Origin of the sequence: Snodgrassella communis, assembly GCF_914768045.1 — a bacterium.
GTDB lineage: Bacteria > Pseudomonadota > Gammaproteobacteria > Burkholderiales > Neisseriaceae > Snodgrassella > Snodgrassella communis.
On the sequence record NZ_CAJZCD010000008.1, the window covers coordinates 1 to 21,285 of the forward strand.

Annotated in this window: 18 protein-coding genes; 8 read left to right on the forward strand and 10 right to left on the reverse strand. The window is 42.4% G+C overall.

Going from position 1 to position 21,285, the window contains the following annotated elements; all coding sequences use genetic code 11:
* The 3 genes from MJ761_RS08295 to MJ761_RS08305 all read right to left on the reverse strand — a co-directional run.
* On the reverse strand, positions 1–714 hold a 714-nt coding region (locus MJ761_RS08295; RefSeq protein WP_239450459.1), incomplete at its 3' end, for a DUF3304 domain-containing protein.
* A gap of 212 nt (positions 715–926) precedes the next feature.
* Complete coding sequence (locus MJ761_RS08300) at positions 927–1,124, reverse strand: hypothetical protein (RefSeq protein ID WP_100150420.1); 198 nt, start codon at positions 1,122–1,124, stop codon at positions 927–929.
* 18 nt (positions 1,125–1,142) lie between these two features.
* Positions 1,143–1,892, reverse strand: a complete 750-nt coding sequence (locus MJ761_RS08305; RefSeq protein ID WP_239392903.1) for a DUF3304 domain-containing protein — start codon at positions 1,890–1,892, stop codon at positions 1,143–1,145.
* 386 nt (positions 1,893–2,278) lie between these two features.
* Between MJ761_RS08305 and MJ761_RS08310 the strand changes: the two genes are divergently transcribed.
* The 4 genes from MJ761_RS08310 (at position 2,279) to MJ761_RS08325 (ending at position 6,382) form a co-directional block, all read left to right on the forward strand.
* Positions 2,279–3,208, forward strand: a complete 930-nt coding sequence (locus MJ761_RS08310; RefSeq protein ID WP_093091365.1) for a hypothetical protein — start codon at positions 2,279–2,281, stop codon at positions 3,206–3,208.
* Between the two features lie 503 nt (positions 3,209–3,711).
* Positions 3,712–3,912, forward strand: a complete 201-nt coding sequence (locus tag MJ761_RS08315) for a hypothetical protein (protein ID WP_239450460.1) — start codon at positions 3,712–3,714, stop codon at positions 3,910–3,912.
* 591 nt (positions 3,913–4,503) lie between these two features.
* Positions 4,504–5,817 carry a nucleotide-binding domain-containing protein gene (locus MJ761_RS08320; RefSeq protein WP_093091369.1) on the forward strand — a complete coding sequence of 438 codons (1,314 nt, stop codon included), beginning with the start codon at positions 4,504–4,506 and terminating at the stop codon, positions 5,815–5,817.
* Entirely contained in the window at positions 5,810–6,382 is a 573-nt protein-coding gene (locus tag MJ761_RS08325; RefSeq protein WP_093091371.1) for an SLATT domain-containing protein, read from the forward strand. Before MJ761_RS08320 ends, MJ761_RS08325 begins: the two co-directional genes overlap by 8 nt.
* 194 nt (positions 6,383–6,576) lie before the next feature.
* On the opposite strand, the gene MJ761_RS08330 is transcribed toward MJ761_RS08325, so the two are convergent.
* The 6 genes from MJ761_RS08330 to MJ761_RS08355 form a co-directional block, all read right to left on the reverse strand.
* The gene (locus MJ761_RS08330; protein WP_093091373.1) at positions 6,577–10,407 is read right to left on the reverse strand and encodes a DUF3683 domain-containing protein; all 3,831 of its coding nucleotides are present in this window, start codon (positions 10,405–10,407) and stop codon (positions 6,577–6,579) included.
* 350 nt (positions 10,408–10,757) lie between these two features.
* Positions 10,758–11,456 carry a DUF799 domain-containing protein gene (locus tag MJ761_RS08335; RefSeq protein WP_093091374.1) on the reverse strand — a complete coding sequence of 233 codons (699 nt, stop codon included), beginning with the start codon at positions 11,454–11,456 and terminating at the stop codon, positions 10,758–10,760.
* A gap of 2 nt (positions 11,457–11,458) precedes the next feature.
* Entirely contained in the window at positions 11,459–11,815 is a 357-nt protein-coding gene (locus MJ761_RS08340) for a DUF4810 domain-containing protein (protein WP_093091376.1), read from the reverse strand.
* A gap of 21 nt (positions 11,816–11,836) precedes the next feature.
* A complete protein-coding gene (locus MJ761_RS08345) occupies positions 11,837–12,499 on the reverse strand; it encodes a CsgG/HfaB family protein (RefSeq protein WP_093091378.1) in 663 nt (220 codons plus the stop codon).
* A 124-nt stretch (positions 12,500–12,623) separates the two neighbouring features.
* Positions 12,624–13,370: a pseudouridine synthase gene (locus MJ761_RS08350; RefSeq protein ID WP_093091380.1), complete on the reverse strand. Its 747-nt coding sequence runs from the start codon at positions 13,368–13,370 to the stop codon at positions 12,624–12,626.
* The gene (locus MJ761_RS08355) at positions 13,367–14,524 is read right to left on the reverse strand and encodes a THUMP domain-containing class I SAM-dependent RNA methyltransferase (RefSeq protein ID WP_093091382.1); all 1,158 of its coding nucleotides are present in this window, start codon (positions 14,522–14,524) and stop codon (positions 13,367–13,369) included. The genes MJ761_RS08350 and MJ761_RS08355 overlap by 4 nt, the downstream gene beginning before the upstream one ends.
* Before the next feature lie 196 nt (positions 14,525–14,720).
* Between MJ761_RS08355 and MJ761_RS08360 the strand changes: the two genes are divergently transcribed.
* Positions 14,721–15,005, forward strand: coding sequence for a YciI family protein (locus MJ761_RS08360; RefSeq protein ID WP_093091384.1), 285 nt, complete (start codon positions 14,721–14,723; stop codon positions 15,003–15,005).
* Positions 15,006–15,357: 352 nt separating this feature from the next.
* Here the strand turns inward: MJ761_RS08360 and MJ761_RS08365 are convergent, their stop codons facing one another.
* Complete coding sequence (locus MJ761_RS08365) at positions 15,358–16,440, reverse strand: tetratricopeptide repeat protein (RefSeq protein ID WP_093091386.1); 1,083 nt, start codon at positions 16,438–16,440, stop codon at positions 15,358–15,360.
* A 207-nt stretch (positions 16,441–16,647) separates the two neighbouring features.
* On the opposite strand from MJ761_RS08365, the gene MJ761_RS08370 reads away from it, so the two are divergent.
* The 3 genes from MJ761_RS08370 (at position 16,648) to mutY (ending at position 21,216) form a co-directional block, all read left to right on the forward strand.
* Positions 16,648–17,715, forward strand: coding sequence for a bifunctional transcriptional activator/DNA repair enzyme AdaA (locus tag MJ761_RS08370; protein WP_239392904.1), 1,068 nt, complete (start codon positions 16,648–16,650; stop codon positions 17,713–17,715).
* Positions 17,716–18,192: 477 nt separating this feature from the next.
* Entirely contained in the window at positions 18,193–19,917 is a 1,725-nt protein-coding gene (locus MJ761_RS08375) for an SEL1-like repeat protein (RefSeq protein ID WP_093091388.1), read from the forward strand.
* Between the two features lie 228 nt (positions 19,918–20,145).
* A complete protein-coding gene (gene mutY / locus MJ761_RS08380; protein WP_093091390.1) occupies positions 20,146–21,216 on the forward strand; it encodes an A/G-specific adenine glycosylase in 1,071 nt (356 codons plus the stop codon).
* The last annotated feature ends 69 nt before the right edge of the window (positions 21,217–21,285 follow it).

The following is a 21,285-nucleotide window of genomic DNA, read 5'->3' on the forward strand; positions in this document are numbered from 1 at the left end:
TTCCAAGCGCTGGATATAACGCGGCAAAATAACCTGCGGAATCTTGGCGCGCTCCGCCTTGATCGCATCCAGCTTGGCCTTGTTTTTGCGGTAATCCGCCATGGATTTAATACTCGGCCGTGGTGTGCACAGTTTCTGGCTTTCGGCAAACTGCTTCCAGTACTCGCGCTGTTGCCCTTCTTCTATGGTGCCATAGGTGATAAATATCTGGTTGCACGCTAGGAAATGCACGGTGATATTGGCCACCTTGCCAAAATCATCACCGGCCGATGGCGGCGGTGGCGGTAAGGGGATATCGGCGGAGTAGTATTCATTATAACTATCAATGATGCGCTCTTCCTTTTGATCTACATTTACACCCGGTAAATTTAATCCTCTCGGTCGCCAGCCCGGATAGGGTAATAGTGTCCAAGAAATATGCATGGTCATACCCGGTGTCCATTTCGCCCGCAACGCCGCAGCACCACAAGTAGCCCCCCCCCCATAGCTTTTTTTACCGACTTCATAGTCATCAACGCCATTAGTACCTGGAATACAGCCGCCGCCAATACTGCCGCCATCCATGTTTTCATAGTTGTATTCATATGCCTTTACCGGCGCAGCATACATGCGGTTTTTACCCGAGGTGATGCCAACAAAGGGCTCAAAACGGCTGGCACAACTACTCAGTTGCCATGCTGCCAGCAGCGCCAGCCCAATCCATTTTTTGCTCATCTGTTCTGCCTTTCTTCTGTTTTTCAGGATTTATGCTATTTGTAATGCTTTTTCAGCAACTATTTTACTCAATATATCAAACAATTTACATTGTGATGAGTCAAATATTCAGGTGATTGTTAATGATGGACATTGAATCGGCTGTTTAGTGCTTATTGGTGCCGTTAAAGAAAAAAATTGATTTTGAGGATTTTCTGGATTTTTGGAATTTTTTAATTAAGGCCGCCGGGCTCAGTGGGGAATATTTTCGGCTTATGTGTTACCGGCCATTTGAACTCAATACTTTTACCAGGCAATAATTCTCCAAGCGTATCCCCGAGCGTTTCTTTAATTTCCTTGCCGGCATGTTCCAGCTCTTTACCTATTTTCTTGATGCTGTCGCCGATTTTTTTGATTTGTTTACCCGCCATTTTTCACTCCTTAACCACTTATTTCTGGCTGCTCACTGGCAGCTTACCTTCTGCTTCCAAGCGCTGGATATAACGCGGTAAAATAACCTGCGGAATCTTAGCGCGCTCCGCCTTGATTGCATCCAGCTTGGCCTTGTTTTTGCGGTAATCCGCCATGGATTTAATGCTCGGCCGTGGTGTGCACAGTTTCTGGCTTTCGGCAAACTGCTTCCAGTACTCGCGCTGTTGTCCTTCTTCTATGGTGCCATAGGTGATAAATATCTGGTTGCACGCTAGGAAATGCACGGTGATATTGGCCACTTCGCCAAAATCATCACCGGCTGATGGCGGCGGTGGCGGTAAGGGGATATCAGTGGAATAGTATTCATTATACTGCTCAATAATATCTAATTCTTTATGATCAAGATTAAAACCCGGCAAATTTAATACTCTCGGTCGCCAGCCTGGATAGGGTAAAAGTTTCCAGGAAATATGCATGGTCATACCCGGTGTCCATTTCGCCCGCAAAGCTGCCACTCCGCAGCTCCCCCCACCCCCATAGCGTTTTTTACCGACTTCATAGTCATCAACGCCATTGGTATTCGGAATACAGCCGCCGCCAATACTGCCACCACTCAGGTTTTCATAGTTGTATTCATATGCCTCTACCGGTGCGGCATACATGCGGTTTTTACCCGAGGTGACGCCAACAAAGGGCTCAAAACGGCTGGCACAGCTACTTAGTTGCCATGCTGCCAGCAGCGCCAGCCCAATCCATTTTTTGCTCATCTGTTCTGCCTTTCTTCTGTTTTTCAGGATATTTGTAATGCTTTTTCAGTAACTATTTTACTCAATATATCAAACAATTTACATTGTGATGAGTCAAATATTCAGGTGATTGTTAATGATGGACATTGAATCGGCTGTTTAGTGCTTATGATGCCGTTAAAGAAAAAAATTGATTTTGAGGATTTTCTGGATTTTTGGGATTTTTTAATTAACGACTTATTTCTGGTACAAAAATTTAGCCAGCTTGTGATTTAATCTAAATATATTCATATATAGGTAAATATAATATAATTTTAATTAAATTAGCATTAGAGGTGTAAAAGCTATCTTCAAATAATTTGGCATATTGATAGCTAAAGGGCAATTTCAATTTAGAAGAGGAAAGAATGACTACATACGGGCTTAAACTTACAACACGTATCGGATTATTTCTTATCGCTTATACACCGATGTTTCTATGCCTTTCAATCTGGCAATTTTGCGAATATAGCAACTACCTGAGCTGGACTAGCTGGAGTGCAGATTATATCACTCACACTTATCTGCACTATTTTGGCTTGGCTACCATTCTGCTATTTCTTGCGGTGATTGGTAGCCTTAATACTTATTTTTATTTGAAAAAATTAAGCTATAAAAAAGAGTATTTCCCGAATAAAGTAACAATTTTGCAGATAAAAAATTTAAGCATGGTTGATCCCTCAATATTAATCGTTATTTTTGGTTTTTATTGTGAAATTTTTAACAATACAAAATCAAAGCTACCATCTGTTCTTTTTTTAGCATTAGTATTGATACTTATATTTTATTACTGGCCATTGCTCAAAGAAGCCAAGAAAGATGTTCAAATAGATGCAGAAGTTAAATCAAATAGAAAGCATATACCGTGGATAATTCGGATATGGCAAAAAAAACCGGATAAAAAACATGAAAAAAAATCAGAATTTGAGCAAAAAATGGACAGTTGGGGATTTGTATATCTAATATCATATGCTGTATTTACGCTACTATTTGAATCGTCTTTAAATGAAAAATACATGTTTATGTATGTAATTGGTATGCTGGGATTGATGCTGGTTTATTGTCATAGCAAAATGCTGTTAATCAATCCTATACTTTTTTCAAAATATAATCTGTTTGAGGTCAAATATACAGATGGTAGGGCTGGTACAGAAAGCATTCGTTTACTAATAACGACTAAAGCTAGTCTGAAAGAAAAAGACATTATAAATATAGAAGATATCAGTAGTGAAATTGCCTATATTCCATCAGATAGCGGATTTGATAACCGGCATGATTCAGATTGCACCCATAAATAGTATTTTTAAATCCATGTTATTTGTATACCTTGCACACAAATCTGCTAGGTTTAAACGCACAAAAGTAGCATGGCTTTATTTAAATTAGTCCTTTACTCTGATTATTTTCCTAATATGGGCAGCTAGCATTAAATGATTCAGCTCAAGCTAAAATTTAAGCACATGTACAGCGAGGTCATAAGTATTAGGCTTAATGATAAATTACTGCATAACTTTTTGCGCATAAGAAGCACACTACTGAGAATCAGTTGATGTTAATCTGTTAGCAGTCTAAGTTAAGAGCACAATACTGTAAACTTCACCATCCCAGTGACAACCGGTTACAAGTAAAATCACCAATAAAATAAGCTAACGTCCGGCTGCTAGCAAATCTCTGCAACGGTAAACATCACACTTGTGCTAAATAGCAAACTAATGCGGAAGTGCATAATAAACCAGCTATAATGTATTGCCGCCAGCCTAAGAACAGCCCAGCTATACTGCTCGAACAGACTAGAGAGCTGGTGATTATTCAAGACAAAGAACACAGCGGCACAGAAAAAGCCCAAAAGCTCAAGCAGCATGAGCTTAACGCCATCATCGAATATTGTGAGAGTGCCAGCTACAATATTGATTTTCTTACCAGTACATTAGGTAAATTCCTGCTCGAACGCCTGCATATCCCCAGCCAAACCTTGCTGCTGGAGAATCAGGACATGCTTTAATTTCATCTGGAGTCGGTAATTTTGGGTCTTAAATGAACCGCTTTTGCTTGATTAATTTATTCAGGAATGGAAATGGATAATGTCAAATTATATTCTTGTATCCAATTCAATGTGCGTTTTCTTGATTCACCATCTTTCTCTTTTTAGGGTTAAATTTACCTTGCCTCTTAAAAAATTTGTATAAAGTTAGTGTAGCCTATCTAGACCTTGAGCTTTGGCCTCTCAATTAATTTTTGCTGCCTTTGCAAATTTTGTTCATCAGTTGAAGCGCGAAAATAAATTCTGACTGTTTTGCTTATATTAGTTCTTTGTTTTATTTTAAAATCCAATATATTATACTACTACTTTATAAGTCAAGATATTTGTTACTATATTTTAAATACGCATACAATATAAAAAAATTGTTTTGTACAGAATGTTTTATGGGTATACTTAAAAGGTAGTAGCAACATTTTAATTAATAATATATTCAATAAATTTAAATAATAAATATGAAAGAGCATGTTTGAGAATATGCTTGTATTTCATAAAGGATTATCTAATTATTCCAGAGGTATGCCTGTTAAAAAAACTCACTGAAGGAAAACAGAATTGAGCACTTGTAAAATATTTTCGCAATTTGTACAGAATTTATTCATACAAAATATTGAAACTATCAGCACACGCTATGGTGAGCTTACAACAGCACTCAACAGACAATTTCGAGATACAGATTCAAAGACGGCAAATACGCTTCAGGTGGGATCTTTTGGTCGAAAAACGGGTATTAATAATATTTCTGACTTGGATATGCTCTACATTATGCCTGAATCCAAATGGAAAAATTACAACACATCTGGTGGTCAATTAAAGCTTTTGCAAGATACGAAAGAGGCAATTTCCAAACGCTATCCAAAAACTAAGGTTCAAGTTGATCGTCTTGTGGTAACTGTCACTTATACGAATTTCCATATCGAAGTGCAGCCTGTTTTTGAACAAGATGATGGGAGTTACAAATATCCTGATACCAAGAATGGTGGTAGTTGGAAATTTACCAAACCAAAGGAAGAAATGGAGGCAGTTAACAGTCTGAATAAGGAAAAAAATTTAAATTTAAAACGATTATGCAAAATGGTACGTGCATGGAAAAATAAACATGGCATTGAGATGGGTGGTTTGCTCATCGATACACTAGCTTATAACTTTCTTACTTCCACTCCTGAGTATGACGATAAAAGCTATTCTGACTACGACTGTCTAAGCCGTGATTTCTTTAAATATATTTCTGAACTTCCAGATCAAAAAGAATATGCTGCTCCGGGAAGTAGACAACGAGTAAAAGTAAAGAAAAAATTCCAACAACGAGCAAAGAAGGCTTATGAGCTTTGCCTCAAAGCGATTGAAGCAGAGGAAAAAAATAATAACGTTAATGAAAAATGGAAAGCCGTTTATGGAAGACCATTCCCAGCAGCACAGGAACAAATCTCTAAAGCTTCTATTTCACAAACCCAGATCACAACTGAAGAGTTTATTGAAGATAAATTCCCTGTTGATATATGTTGTCAAGTAAAAATTGACTGCGAAGTCACCCAAAACGGTTTTCGCAAATTCTTGCTCCGCGATATGTTGGAAATGAGAATTCCACTGAAAGCAAAGAAAAAACTTAAATTTCGTGTTTCTGAATGGCCACAAGTAGAAGAGCCTTTTCAGATTTACTGGAAAGTTTTAAATAGGGGAGAAGAAGCGCAACGTCGAAATTGTGTTCGTGGCCAGATCGTGTTAGACAGTGGTCAACGAGTGAAGGAAGAAAGCAGCGACTTCCAAGGAGATCATGTAGTTGAATGCTATCTTGTCAAAAATAATATCGTTGTTGCTAAAGACAGAATACACGTTCCAATAGTGGCAGATGGAAGCGATTATGACTGATAATGAAAAAATTCTTGAAGGACAATTACGCGAGTGTTATGGGCGAGTTATATATTCTCATAAGACACACGAAAAATGTGCGGATATGCTTTTTAAACGCGACAAAGTGATAAAACTTTGCCAAATAGTCCTTTCAGCTTTCGTGACAGGTGGATTGGTGATAGCATTTTTTGATTTTAGCGTAATGGCTGAATATAAGAAGTGTGGTACATTTTTAGCAGCAGTGTTGTCTACAATTTTGCTTGCCCTCAACTCTTACACTAAAGACTACGATCTCGGCGAAATTGCCCAAAAACATCGACAGGCAGGAGCTGAGTTGTGGATCATCCGTGAGAAATATCTCTCTCTCTTAATAGATCTACGCATGGGTGCTGTATCAATTGACGTTCTTCGCATTCAAAGAGACAAGCTTGCAACAAAGTTATACGCTGCCTATATTGGTGCTCCCAGCACAAATCACAAAGCTTACCTGGAAGCTCAAAAAGCATTGAAAAAACTTGAAGATATGACTTTCTCTGATGATGAGATAGATGCTTTTCTTCCTAAAGAGTTGAGAAGAAAGTAATTATTATGGATCATCTAATTGTAACTATGGGGTATATACAATTCAAATTCATTATTATGTGAAAAATTCAAATATTTGCCTTATCTATTCTTATCAAAGAATATAGTTAATTATATTGTATAAGAAGATTTTTAATATTTTAATTATTAAAAATCTTCTTTTATAAATTATTAAATTTTATTTATTTTAATAGTTTACAACAACACTTTTTCAATCCCCCCATTACTGGCTTTCTTCACAAATTCTTCCTGCCAGTTTTCACCCAGTATATGCTTGGCCATTTCAATCACGACATAATCGGCTTTGATATTGGTGTCGTCGCTGTAGCGGCTGAGGCCTTGCAGGCAGGCGGGGCAGCTGGTGAGGATTTTTACTGGTTCGCCCTGCGGTAGTTTGGCTTTGCCTTTTTCGATTTCTTCCTGTTTACGGAAGCGTACTTGGGTGGCGATATCGGGGCGGTTGACGGCAAACATGCCGGATTCGCCGCAGCAGCGGTCGGACAGGGGCACGTTTTGTCCCATCAGCTCGTTAACTACTTTGATTGGCTGGGTGGTTTTGATGGGTGTGTGGCAGGGGTCGTGGTACAGGTATTGCTGGCCTTTGATGCCATCCAGTTTCAGGCCTTTTTCCAGCAGGTATTCATGGATATCGAGTATACGGCAGCCGGGGAAAATTTTATCGAAATGGTAATCTGTAAGCTGGTCGTAGCAGGTGCCGCAGCTTACAACTACGGTTTTGATATCCAGATAGTTGAGGGTATTGGCTACGCGGTGGAACAGGACGCGGTTGTCCATGGTGATTTGGTCACCTTTGTCTTTGTTGCCGCCGGCGGTTTGCGGGTAGCCGCAGCACAGGTAGCCCGGTGGCAGTACGGTTTGTACGCCTACATGCCACAGCATGGCTTGTGTGGCCAGACCAATTTGGCTAAACAGGCGTTCGGAGCCACAGCCGGGGAAGTAGAAGACGGCTTCGGCTTCTTCGCTTACCTGTGGATTGCGGATAATCGGTACGGTGGTGTTGTCTTCGATATTCAGCAGTGCGCGGGCGGTTTTAATGGGTACGTGGCGCGGCAGTGGGCGGTTGATGAAGTGGACGATTTGTTCGCGGATTTCCGGTTTGCCGGTGGTGGCACGCGGGGCAGTTTTCTGGCGTTTGAGCCAGCCAAGGCTGAAGTGTTTGCCCATTTTATAGCCCCAGTTTTGCATGGCAAAACCTGTTTTGATGATGCTAAGACGCAGGGCTTTGATGGTTCTGGGATCGGTGGCGTTGAGGAAAGCCATGCCCATGTAGACGGTGGGATTGAATTTCTTTTTACCAGCTTTACGCAGGTAGTTGCGCATGGCTACGGTTACGTCGCCGAAGTCGATTTTTACTGGGCAGGGCTTGATGCAGCGGTGGCATACGGTGCAGTGGTCGGCCACGCTGTTGAGTTCGTCGAAGTGTTTCAGGGAAACGCCGCGGCGGGTCTGTTCTTCGTACAGGAAAGCTTCGGTAAGCAAGCCTACGCCGAGGATTTTGTTGCGTGGGGAATAGAGCAGGTTGGCGCGCGGTACATGAGTACTGCACACGGGTTTGCATTTGCCGCAGCGCAGGCAGTCTTTGATGGCATGGGCGATTTTGCCCAGCTCGGATTGCTCCATGATTAAAGATTCTACGCCTAGCAGCTCGAAGGAGGGGGTATAGGCTTTATCGAGGTTGGCGCCGGGCATCAGTTTGCCACGGTTGAAATGGCCGTGTGGGTCTACTTGTTGTTTGTAGTCCCAGTAGGGCTGCATTTCGGCTGCGGTAAGGTAGTTGATTTTGGTGATGCCGATGCCGTGTTCGCCGGAAATCACGCCGTTTAGGCTGCGCGCCAGTGCCATGATGCGGTCTACGGCGTGGTGAGCGGTTTGCAGCATGTCGTAGTCGTCTGAATTCACAGGGATATTGGTGTGGACGTTGCCATCACCGGCATGCATGTGCAGGGCGACGAAGACGCGGCCGCGGATGATGTGGCGGTGGATCTGGTCGAGTTTTTCCAGAATCAGGGTATCGGTTTTGCCGCTGAAAATTTCTGCCAGTGGCTGCATGATGTCGCGTTTGACGGATACACGCAGGTGGAAATCACGCATGGCGATAAAGCAGCTTTGTTCGCCTGCCGGTTCGTTGTCTTCGAGTTGTTGCGGGAATTGTTTGAGGTAGTCGGCCAGTGGGGCATCAAGGTGGCTGAGCAGCCAAGTCCAACGGGTTTGGATGGCGGTAATGTGATTTAGTGCATGTTGTTTGCGTGAGCCAAGTAATTCGGTGCTGGGCAGGTCGGTGTCGAGTTTGTCTACCGGCAGTTTGGTTTGCAGGTAGTCGATGATGGCGGCACATAAGGCCAGTTTATTCTGGATGGACAGTTCGATGTTGATGCGTTCGATGCCATCGGAGTAGCTGCCAAGTTGTTCGAGTGGGATAACGACGTCTTCGTTGATTTTAAAGGCGTTGGTATGGCGGGCAATGGCGGCGGTACGGGAGCGGTCGAGCCAGAAGGCTTTGCGTGCTTCGGGAGTAATGGCGATAAAGCCTTCACCACAGCGGGCATTGGCCAGGCGCACGATATGGGCTGCGGCGGCCTGTACTTCGTTTTCGTCGTCGGCAACGATGTCGGCGAGTAGTACCATTTTCGGGCGGCCTTTGCCGGCTGCCTTGGTGGCGTAGCCGACGGCGCGCACGTAGCGCCAGTCCAGATGCTCCAGACCCGCTAGTTTGACGGTTGGGTGGTTGAGCATGTAGTTGCGTACTTCGACGATGGACGGGGTGGCGTTGGCTACGGTGCCAAAAAATTCCATGCATACGGTACGGGTGTATTTGGGCATGCGGTGCAGTACGAAGGCGGCGGAGGTGATGATGCCGTCGGTGCCTTCTTTTTGCACACCTGGCACGCCGGCAAGGAATTTATCGGTAACGTCTTTGCCCAGACCTACTTTGCGGAATCGCTGCCCGGGTACTTCGAGGCGTTCGGTGTTGATGATGGAATAGCCGTCGTCATCTAGTGTGTGTATGTCGAAGATGGCGGTGGTTTCGTCGTGGATTTTGCCAAAATTGTGGCGCACGCGCTCGATTTTCAGCCATTGTCCCTGTGGGTTGACCATTTTCCACCATGCCAGATTGTCGAGGGTGGTGCCCCAAAGTACGGCTTTTTTCCCGCCGGCATTCATGGCGATGTTGCCGCCGATACAGCAGGCATCGGCGGAGGTGGGGTCGACGGCAAACACCCAGCCGGCAGCGGTAGCGGCTTCTTCTACGCGCCGGGTTACGACGCCGGCACCACAGGTAATAACGGGGTGAGTGCCTTCTAGCCCGGGCAGTTGCTGTAAGGCTACCGGGCTGTACTGGTCGAGCTTTTCGGTGTTGATTACGGCACTCATGGCATCCATGGGTATGGCACCGCCTGTATAGCCGGTACCGCCACCGCGTGGGATGATGGTGAGTTCGAGTTCAATCAGGGCGCGTACGAGTGGCGCAATTTCTTTTTCGTGATCTGGATTGATAACTACAAATGGGTATTCGATACGCCAGTCGGTGGCATCGGTTACATGGGTAACGCGTGCCAGACCATCAAACATGATGTTGTCTTTGTGGGTGATTTTGCGCAGGCGGTTGAATACTTGTTCGCGTTTGTTGCGGGTTGTGCAGAAGCTGCGATCAAAGTCGTTGATGGCCTGTTCGGTATTTTCTATCAGTTGGGCAACTTGCTGGTTGTTGTCACGCCGTTTCTGGATTTCGTGCAGGCGGTGGCGCATTTCTTTAACCAGTGCCTGCTGGCGGTGCTGATGTTCGAGCAGATCGTCGATGAGATAGGGGTTGCGGATCACTGCCCAGATGTCGCCTAGTATTTCAAACAGCATGCGCGCTGAACGGCCGGTACGTCTTTGTTCGCGCAGTTGTTGCAGTAAATCCCACGAATGGCTGCCGAGTAGGCGGATGACGATTTCACGGTCGGAATAGGAGGTGTAGTTATAAGGAATTTCGCGTACGCGCTGATTGGCTTGAGTGCTCATTGATGTGTTCCGTTCCACTCTGCTGGGGTTAAATTGGTAGCTCTATGAGTGGGGTATTTTAACTGATTAACTTTACTTTTCGCAGTTTTGTCTTGTGACAATTTAGGTGAAAACGGCAATGGTGGCAATGAAAAAATCTGCTGGTTTGATGGTATTTTGTTTCATGTATCTGCAGAAAGCTAAAAATCTACTTTGAGTTTTGATAACTGATATTCATGAACAGCTACGGGAAATTGCATGGTTATCAATTTATCGGATAGTCGTTTTTGAGACTATTGCGTTTTACTTGTATTTAAACTGCTTACTTTGATAATTAAAAAGCCCTTTAGGTTTACTAAGGGGCTTTGGTTTTATTTATGTATCTGCACGGGTGTTATGGTGGATGTAGCTGGTTTTTGGTAGCTTGGATGGTGTGGTCCGTAGAGAATACCATTGGTAACACCGGCCGAGAGCAGATTGGCATTAACGGTTCCGGCCAGATCGAAAGCGCTATCTTTTACCTTGTCTTTAATTTGGGTAATAAGTGCTGAAGTAACCGCGCCCAGAAAGCCTTGTTGCTTGTTGTCACTTGAACTTACGGTGATTTGTTTTGCACCAGTCCAGATAACATCGCCAGTTTTAGCATCTATAAGTTTGGCTTTAACACTTACGGTAGTGGTGCTGTTAATTACCTGATATTTGGTACCATAATCGTCGATATCCATATACAAAATGGCATCAGGATTATATACCTGACGGATTTTATTCAAATCAACAGCCTGTATTTCTGCTCCTTCATTGAGGCCATTTTCCTTGAAGGTTTCGTTAACTAGTGCAACTGGAAATACGTAGTAACCAGATTCAGCCAGTGGTCTGGTTGATTGTGCCATAACTGCATTTGGTGCTTTTACTTCTACTGAAGAGCTAGTTGGCTGTACCACAAGTATGGAGCGAGGATTGCTGCGCTGGAACTTGCTGTAATCGTAAGGCTGTTTATTACTAGTGGTACTACAGGCAGACAGGATGGCGGCAACAGATAAAGGCAGTAATAATTGACGTAATAAACGCATTATTATTTTTCTCCTACTACGTTTTTGAGTAAGAAATTCATATAGGCGGTCGATTCAGGAAACGCCTGTTTTTCCATCTTAAACTGGGTTTTGGCGCCGGCCAGATTACCTACTTTGGCATAGAGCATCCCCAGATGTGCATGCGTGCCTGGTGCTGCCTTGGCATAGTTACTCTGTACATCAAGAAAGTATTTTTCCATGTTGGCAATCTGTTCCTGAGGTGTAAGAGCATTATTCAAGGCTTGATATTGCTGTTTGTTAAAATCACCCCAGTAGTAAAGTGAGTTGGCCGGCTGATTATTATTTGCGCAGGCAGCTAATAACAAGGCAGCTATGACCGTAGTCAGGATGTGTTTCATATTTGTTGTACCTGATGGATATTAGGGTTGTGGCTTCCATTGACCTTGTTCGATGCCGCGTACTAGATTATTTACAGCTTCTCGGATAGCCAGATCCAGTACTTTGCCATTGAGGGTGGCGTCGTAGCTTGTGTGTCCGCCTGTGCCGAGGATTTCACGTGAAGATAGTTTGAATTCACCAGCACCCTGACTGGAGAAGACTATCTCGGAGGATTGTACGTCAACAATACTCAGGGTAACTTTGGCATAAGCGACCTGTGTTTTACCTTGACCTAGAATACCAAATAGTTGCTGGTCACCAATATTTCTACGGCCAAATTCGGTAATGGCACCGGTAACGACGTAGCGTGCGCCCTTTATTTTCTGATTCAGACCTTTGATATTGGCTTCATTTTTGATTTCATCCAGATTACCACGGTCTAATACTGAAAAACGACCGGTTTGCTGCAAATCTGCCATTAGAATGGTTTTGGCTTGGCTGGTAAGCTGGTTGTTGCTATTACTGAAAATACCGCCTCCGAGATTACCACGGCTATCAAACTTGCCGACAGCCAGCGGTGCTTTTACACCATTGTAGGCCTGCTGATAGGTTTCTACTTTGGGAACGTTCAGAACCTGAGAACTTTCAGTTGCGCATGCAGATAATAGAACTGCACTTAATATGGTTAAGTAAAATTTTTTCATGAGTGTTTAAGTAAATTATGTTGGGTGCAGTATATTGAGGTTGTTTTTTTATGTCAAAAATATATTTTAAATAAAAGTGTGAAAATTTTTATCACACAGGCTTTATTCTGAAGGCTGGTAGATATCAGAATTGTTCCTGTGTGCTTAGGTAACGCCATTGCCCGGGAGGCAATGCACCCAGTTTGATTTTGCCCATGCGCACGCGTTTCAGCCCGGTAACGCGCAGACCGACCAGCTCACACATGCGCCGGATCTGGCGTTTTTTACCCTGTTTGAGAATAAAGCGCAGCTGATCCTGATTTTGCCAGCTGACTTTGGCTGGCCGCAGTTTTTCTCCATCCAGACTTAAGCCATGATTGAGTAGCGCCAGACCGTTGTCGCTAAGACGGCCGCTGACGCGTACCAGATATTCTTTTTCTATGCTGCTGTTTTCACCGATAAGCTGTTTGGCAATGCGCCCGTCCTGTGTAAGTACCAGTAAGCCTACTGAATCTATGTCCAGACGGCCAGCTGGTGCCAGATGGCGGGTATGGGCTGTCTGAAACTGAATACGGCTTTTGTCTTCCTGCCAGTGATTGGCTTCGGTAATCAGTTCGACGGCGGCACGGTAGCCTTTTTCTGGCTGCGCGCTGACGTAGCCAACTGGTTTGTTTAATAGGATGGTAACGCGTTCGGCCTGCTGACGATGTGCCTGCCGGTCAAGGTCAATGCGGTCGGAATCGATAACTTTCTGCCCCAGTACTGCGGTCACGCCATTCACTTTTACCCAGCCTTGTTCGATGTAGCCATCAGCTTCGCGGCGCGAGCATAAGCCTAGTTGTGCCATGCGCTTAGACAGGCGCTGTGGTTCATTTTGGTCTGTTGTTGTCATGCTTTATGCTCTTTCTGTCGATTTGAACCGGCTACCATGTCCAGCAGAAACAGGCGGCAATCTAGGTTACCATTGAAGAGGGGGATTTTGCGTTTTGGGGACAGGCGCATCAGTTTGGGCATATCGCGGTCGGCACTGAACATGCCAATCAGCCAGCCGGCAAAATGCTGTTTCAGCCAGCTACCAAGCTGCGGATATAAAGCGTGTAATAGCTGGATTTCTGAAAGGCGTACGCCATAAGGCGGATTGCTTATCATGATGCCATTGGCACCATTCGGGCGAGTATCCAGTGCATCGCTTACCTGCCATTGAATATACTGGTCTACTTCGGCGTAGCGGGCATTGTTTTGTGCCAATTTGATGAGTTTGCCATCTATGTCGGCGCCGAAAATCGGTGCCTGAGGCTGGCTTTTGGCGGCTAGCGCGGTTCGGCGCAGTTGCTGCCATAAGGCATCATTATAATTGTGCAGATTTTCAAAGCCAAAGGTGCGCTCTAGTCCGGGGGCAGTATTGGTGGCTATCAGTGCTGCTTCTATGGCGAGGGTGCCACTACCGCAGAATGGATCCATAAATGGCTGGCTGCCATTATAGCCAGCCAGTAATAACAGGCCGGCCGCCAGATTTTCGCGTAATGGTGCTTCGCCGGTATCGCTGCGATAGCCGCGTTTGAATAAGGCTTCGCCACTACTATCCAGATAGATGGATAGTTCGTTTTTTTCGATGAAGACATGAATACGGACATCGGGGCGAAATTTTTCTACGCTGGGGCGGCTGCCGGTTGTGTCGCGAAATACATCGCAAAGTGCATCTTTTACTTTGAGTGCGGCAAAGTTGAGGCTGTTAATCTGTGCTTGTTTGCCTTCGATGTGAATTTTGAAGTTTTTGTTAACGTCAAACCATTGTGGCCAGTTAATTTTTCTGGCCTGCTGATAAATGTCGTTTTCGTGGCGAAAGTGGCCGCTACTCAGGCGAATGAGTACGCGGCTGGCCACGCGGCTGTGCAGATTAATCCGGTAAACGCTGGCTAAATCACCATTAACAGCAACGCCACCATCGTGATTATGAATCTGTTCGCAGCCCAGTGTAACCAGTTCCTGATTTAATGTGGCTTCCAGCCCGCGCGGACAGCTGACGAAAAGAGGATATGAATTCATGTAATACTTTAATTAAGGAGGAAAGGACATGCTAAACTTGTTTATGCATGTGTGAATAGTATGATTGTAATATTGAAGTTCGGCATTGACCATTGTTTATGCTTTTCAGCACGCAAATTTGGGTGATTATGTGTGAAACTGCACTGTTTAAATCGGTATATTTTATGGCTTATAAGAGTTGATTAAGGAGAATACTATGTTTATTTTTAAGTTAACCTATCGGCAACCGATAGAAGAAGTAGAGAAATATTTACTTGCTCATATTGCTTATTTGCAAGATCACTATGATGCCGGCCATTTTATTGCATCCGGCCGGCAAGTGCCGCGTGTCGGTGGCGTGATTCTATGTCGCGCCAGTAATAAGGAGGCTGCTGAGGCCATATTGCAGGAAGACCCGTTTTATATTCATCAGATTGCTGAATATGAGGTGATTGAATTTGTGCCAAGTAAATATGTGAATGGTTTTGAAGTGTTTATTTGATTTTATTGCTGGGTAAGCAGATTGGTTTACTGAAACTGGTTTCGGTTTTTGCTGGGAATTTTATATGACGTATGGATTATCCAGAAAATAGGATTAGGAGCTAAGCTAGTTTCAGGAATTTGATATAATGTAGTCATTAAAATAAATACTTGATTGATTCAGATAAGTAACTGGTATTGGTGATGATGGAAATAAAACAAGAATCTGCTTATGGAGAATTAGATTGATTGCTTTTTATCAGATTAATATTAGTAGTTGTTTTGAATTTTAGCTGTTTAGTAGTCTAAGCTATTAGGGTAATATTCATTTAGTTTAACAATCTGAATATTTTAGTCTTATTTTTTCATCATTTTTATTTTAGTCGTTGGTAAAGTTTAATTACTTCCGGCTCACCATTGGTGCAGCTTTTTCTTAAAAGTTCTCTGGCAATACGCTTATTTTTTTTCACGCCATTTCCATTGGCATACAGTAAGCCCAAATTAAACAGTGCCTCAGCAAGTCCCTGTTTTGCAGCCAGATGAAAGTAACGTGCCGCTTTTATGTAATTCTGTTGCACACCATTTCCCATAGCATAGATAATTCCTAACTCATTTTGTGCGGCCACATATCCTTGTCTGGCAGCAGAATGGAAATAATCCCGTGCTACTTTAAAATTCTGTTTTACGTTATTACCTTCAGAATATATACATCCCAGCTTAAACTGAGCATCTGCGTTTTTATGCTTGGCAGCCAGCAAATAATAATCAATGGCTTTTAAAAAATCTTTTTTTACACCTAAACCGTTTTCATACATTACACCTAGTTTATACTCGGCAGTCGCATCTTTTTGTGCTGCAGCAAGCGAAAAATATTGATAGGCACTGATATTACTCTGTATAACGCCATGACCATTGTAATACATCAGCCCTAAATTGTATTGCGCAGCAAGGTTACCCTGTACAGCAGCCTGTTGATAATAGTAAGCGGCTTTAGCTAAATCCTGTACAACACCTTTACCAGAGCGATACATGCATCCTAAACTGAATTGTGCATCATCGTAGCCCTGTTGTGCAGCTAACTGATAATATTCAATACCTTTAATAAGATCTTGTTTCACCCCTCTTCCAAAGCAATACATATTGCCTAAAAAATACTGAGCGGTGGCTGCCCCTTGTTTTGCTGCAACTGAATAACACTCAATTGCTTTTGTATAATTCTTTGTTACACCGGAACCATGTTCGTATAAAAGACCTAAACTGATTTGTGCATCAATATTTCCCTGTTTTGCTGCGAGTTTATAGTATTTATATGCTTCTGAGTAATCTTGTGCTATTTCCTCACCATCCTCATACATAGCACCCAGAATAAATTGTGCATTTACGTCTCCCTTTTTTGCTGCCTGTTGGGTATTTAAAAATTTATCTGATTTTTTTACTTCTGTATTCTCATTACTCATTTTTTGCAGTATTGGTTTAAATTTTTTCCATTACATTGTATCTGGAATGAACAAGTTAAACAAATTATGGGTTGTGGTTTCAATAATAAAAATAGTTATCTATTTTTCGGTTGTCATCGTTGCAAATAGTTTTTTAATATTCTTTTATATGCTGAATTCGTGTAAAACAAACGAATCAGGATAACCAAAAATAAAGTGGGTAGGTCAATGATGCCAGTTACAGATAGAATCGAAATCCAGAAATACTACCGAGCTTTACTTGCAAAAGATCCAAGCTATGTCGGTATCTTTTACGTTGGTGTTAAAACTACTTCAATATTTTGTATATCTACATGCAGAGCGAAAAAGCCAAAATTTGAAAATACCGAATTTTTTCGAACGATTAAAGATGCTCTCGATGCTGGCTACAGACCCTGTAAAGTCTGCCGGCCAACAGAGAATGCTAATGAAGCACCCAAACAGGTGATTGATGCAATAAGAATCAGTACTGAAAATCCAAAGATAAGAATATCTGATGCGCTGTTAAGAGAGCATCAAATCAGCCCGGAAATTGTTCGCCGCTGGTTTAAAAAAAATTATGGTATTACCTTTCAGGCTTATCAAAGAATGTACCGAATTAATCAGGCTTATCAGGAATTGAAAACGGGCAAAACAATAATGGATACGGCTTTTGATAACGGATATGAATCATTGAGTGGCTTTGCTTATACCTACAAAAAGATTGTCAAAAAAGCACCATCTAACTATTCAAATGACAATCTTATTCTGATCAATCGTTTAACCACGCCCATTGGCCCTATGTTCATATGCGCAACAGAGCAGGGTATATGCTTATTGGAATTTGTTGACCGTCGTATGCTGGAAACAGAGTTCAGGCAGTTACAAAATCTGCTTAATGGCGTAATTATCTTTGGTGAAAATAATCACATTTTACAGGCCAGGGTTGAAATAAATGAATACTTTGCGGGTAAAAGAACAATCTTCACTGTTCAATTGCATACCCCCGGAACGCATTTTCAGCAGGCTGTCTGGGATTGTTTGAGAACAATACCTTATGGCGAAGTCACTACTTACAAACAACAGGCAGAAAAGCTGAATAATTCTAAAGCAGTTAGGGCTGTTGCTCGTGCCAATGGCTTTAATCGTGTCGCCATCATTATTCCATGCCACAGAGTAATCGGTTCTAATGGCCAGTTAACTGGCTATGGTGGTGGATTGGCACGCAAACAATGGCTGATTAATCATGAGAAAATAATTATCAATCATAGATGTTAAGTACAAAAGAGCAGTTTGTTTGGATTTTGTTATAGTGTAAATGTGCAGTTTTATTTGCGTTTAAGCATATTGCAGAATTTTGGCTTAGCTTAATGTGGTTTTATTTGGCTGGTTTGGATGGTTAAGCTGAAATAGGGCAAACTTGGGTCTGATTGGCAATAAAAATTTACCGGCGGTGAAGTCTTAATTTAATTGATTCAGCAATAGCTATTGCTGGTTGGATTTTTTTATAAATGGAATATTCAGCGCAGTATAACTGTCTTTATTTGTTTCATAATTATTTGTTCTTAAATAATGAAAATGGTAAAGTTACTACGTTTTTTCGTAATTATAATGGGTTTGAAAAGATTTTAGCTTTGGCAATTGTGTTGATTAATTCTAATATTAATTAAGCTAATTATCATGGTTAACTATATATGTTGGTATGGTTTTTAATATTATCTATAGATAATTTATTTGTATTGAAGGGGGTAATTGATGAAAGAAAAGTTAATTCAATTTATGCTGACCTTGTCAAGATATATTCCTTTTTTGCAACTTTCTAATGAAAAACGCTCAGTAAAACAAAATATTTTTGAGACTAAGGAGGAAGATGCTTTAGAAGAAAAAGAACATGGTTGTAGTGAGTTAGAGTATGCTGAAATACAGGCACAACGGGGTGATGCAGATTCTCAGTTTCGTTTAGGTATCATTTTTTACGCAGGTGAAGAGGTATCTCAGGATTGTAAGAAAGCTGCCAGATATTTCAGTATGGCAGCCAGACAGGGAAATGTTAATGCACAATTTGCGCTGGGCGTTATGTATCAAAATGGCGATGGTGTGCAACAGGACTATGTTAAAGCAAAGGATTTTTTTATTCAGGCAGCTAAGCAGGGCAATGCTTCGGCTCAATGTAGTCTTGGGTTGTTGTACAAGAATGGCAATGGGGTAAAGCAAGATTATTTTGAAGCGCTAAAATATTTTCAGCTAGCGGTTGCCCAGAATGAAGCTAAAGCCCAGTATTCTTTAGGATTGATGTATTACATGGGTGAAGGTGTAAAACGAGACTATATAAAAGCTTTTAATTATTTTCAGTTGGCAGCTGAGCAGGGTGAAATTACTTCTCAATATATTTTAGGGATGATGTTCTATCAGGGTGAAGGAATAGAACAAAGTTATGATAAAGCAATGCATTATTATTACCTTGCTGCTGAACAGGGAAATGCTGATGCGCAATATCAATTAGGACTAATCTACCATAATGGTACAGGCACAGCACAGGATTTTGCTCAGGCAATAAAATATTATCAGCTAGCAGCTAATCAGGGATGTAGTGATGCTTTAACTAATCTGGGGCTTATATACAGTGATGGATTAGGCGTAAAGCAGGATTATGAACAGGCTGCAAAATATTTTCATCTTGCTGCTGCACAAGGTAATGTAACCGCACAGTTTAATCTCGGGGTATATTATAGATATGGCTATGGTATAAAACAGAATTATAAAAAAGCTCTGCGTTACTATCAGTTAGCGGCCGAACAAGGCAATATTATTGCACAATATAATCTTGGTGTTATTTATGAAAATGGTTTGATTACGCAACAGGATTATGCCAAAGCTGTGAAATATTATCAATTGGCAGCCAAACAGGGCTATTCATATGCCATTTATAATTTAGGACTGATGTTATATAACGGTAAGGGCATTAAACAGGATTATCAAAAGGCATTCCAGTGTTTTCATCAGGCTGCTGAAGATGGGCTGGCCACTGCATTATATAATCTTGGACTAATGTATTTCGAAGGCTCAGCAAGCAAACAGAATTATGAAAAGGCTGCTGAGTATTTTCAATTAGCGGCTGATCAGGGAGAGGCTGCGGCTCAAGCTAATTTGGGATATTTGTATGACACTGGGAAAGGTGTAAGACAGGATTATATTAAGGCACATGAATACTATTTGCTGGCAGCTGATCAGGGAGATAGTTCTGCCCAATATAATTTAGGTAATATGTATGAAAATGGCAATGGGGTAGTACAGGACTATGCAAAAGCCGTTGAATATTACCAGCTGGCTGCAAAGCAGGAGGATGCTAATGCCCAATTTACTTTAGGGGTAATGTATTTAAATGGTACTGGTGTAAAGCCAAATAGGCGTATCGCCATGGAGTTGCTCAAGAAAAGCTGTGAAAATGGTAATCAGGAAGCTTGCCAGATATGTGAGTAGTTGAAATAAAGAATAGTATTATTCTTTATATCAGATATTAGTTTTTATTCTGTATTGTAAGTAATTTGATAGAAAATAACGTTGATATTATCTGGAATGGATATGGAGTAAATCTGGTTTTGCAAAATTTGTTGCTTGTTTTATGGCCATCGTCACCAATATTAGCTTTTTATCTGTGGCTGTCAGATATCTTTGCTATCAATTTGGTTATTTCTAGATTAATCCGTTATGAATGAACAAGTCACACTCATGCCTGAATTTGCTCTCCGTTTAGTCAAATGGCAGCGGCAGCATGGCCGGCATGGTTTGCCGTGGCAGACGCGTGAGCCGTATCTGGTGTGGCTGTCGGAAATTATGTTGCAGCAAACACAGGTTGCGACAGTGTTGGATTATTATCCGCGGTTTGTGGCTGCTTTTCCAAACGTGCAGGCGCTGGCTGCTGCCGATGAAGATGAGGTAATGGGCTTGTGGCAGGGGCTGGGCTATTACAGCCGTGCGCGCAATCTGCATAAGGCGGCTAAACAGGTGGTATCTGAATTTGCCGGCAAATTTCCGCGTAGCCGGATTGAATTACAAACGTTGTGCGGGGTAGGGCGCAGTACGGCAGCGGCAATTGCGGCATTCTGTTTTGATGCACGTGAGACGATTCTAGATGGCAATGTGAAGCGGGTGTTGTGCCGGTTGTTGGCGCTGGATGGTGATATTGCCAATAAAAAATTTGAAGAGAAGCTCTGGTGTATTGCTGATGCTTTGCTGCCGCAGGATGCTGCTGATATGCCAGCCTATATTCAGGGTTTGATGGATATGGGCGCTACGGTATGCAAGCGCAGTAAGCCGGTATGTTCTGTATGTCCGATGAATGATATTTGTCTGGCGCTGGCACAAAACCGTATCACTGAATTACCACGCAAGAAAACAGCGGTAATAGTAAAAGATCTGTCGCTGTTCTGGCTGGTATTGCGTAATCGTGATGGTGCTGTGTTTTTACACAAGCGTCCAGCTAAAGGGATTTGGGGCAGTTTGTGGTGTGTGCCCTGTGTGGACAGTCTGGCTGCTTTGTATAAGTTGGCAACACATTTTGGCCTGACTGCTGAAGATTTGAGCGAAGGCGCTGAAATCAGTCACCGTTTAACTCACCGCCAGTTATGTATTGTGCCATTTGCCGCGCAGGTTGGTGGGCAACCGATAAAATCTAATGAGGTAATGGGAGAATGGGTGCTGCCGGATAATCTGGCTGCTTATGGTATTCCTAAACCTTTACATGATTATCTGTATGCTGTGCAAAGCAGTCTGTTTTAATTACAATTTTATTTTAATCTATTGGCATAATTATATCTTATGCTTATTGAATAAGCTTATTTTTAATTT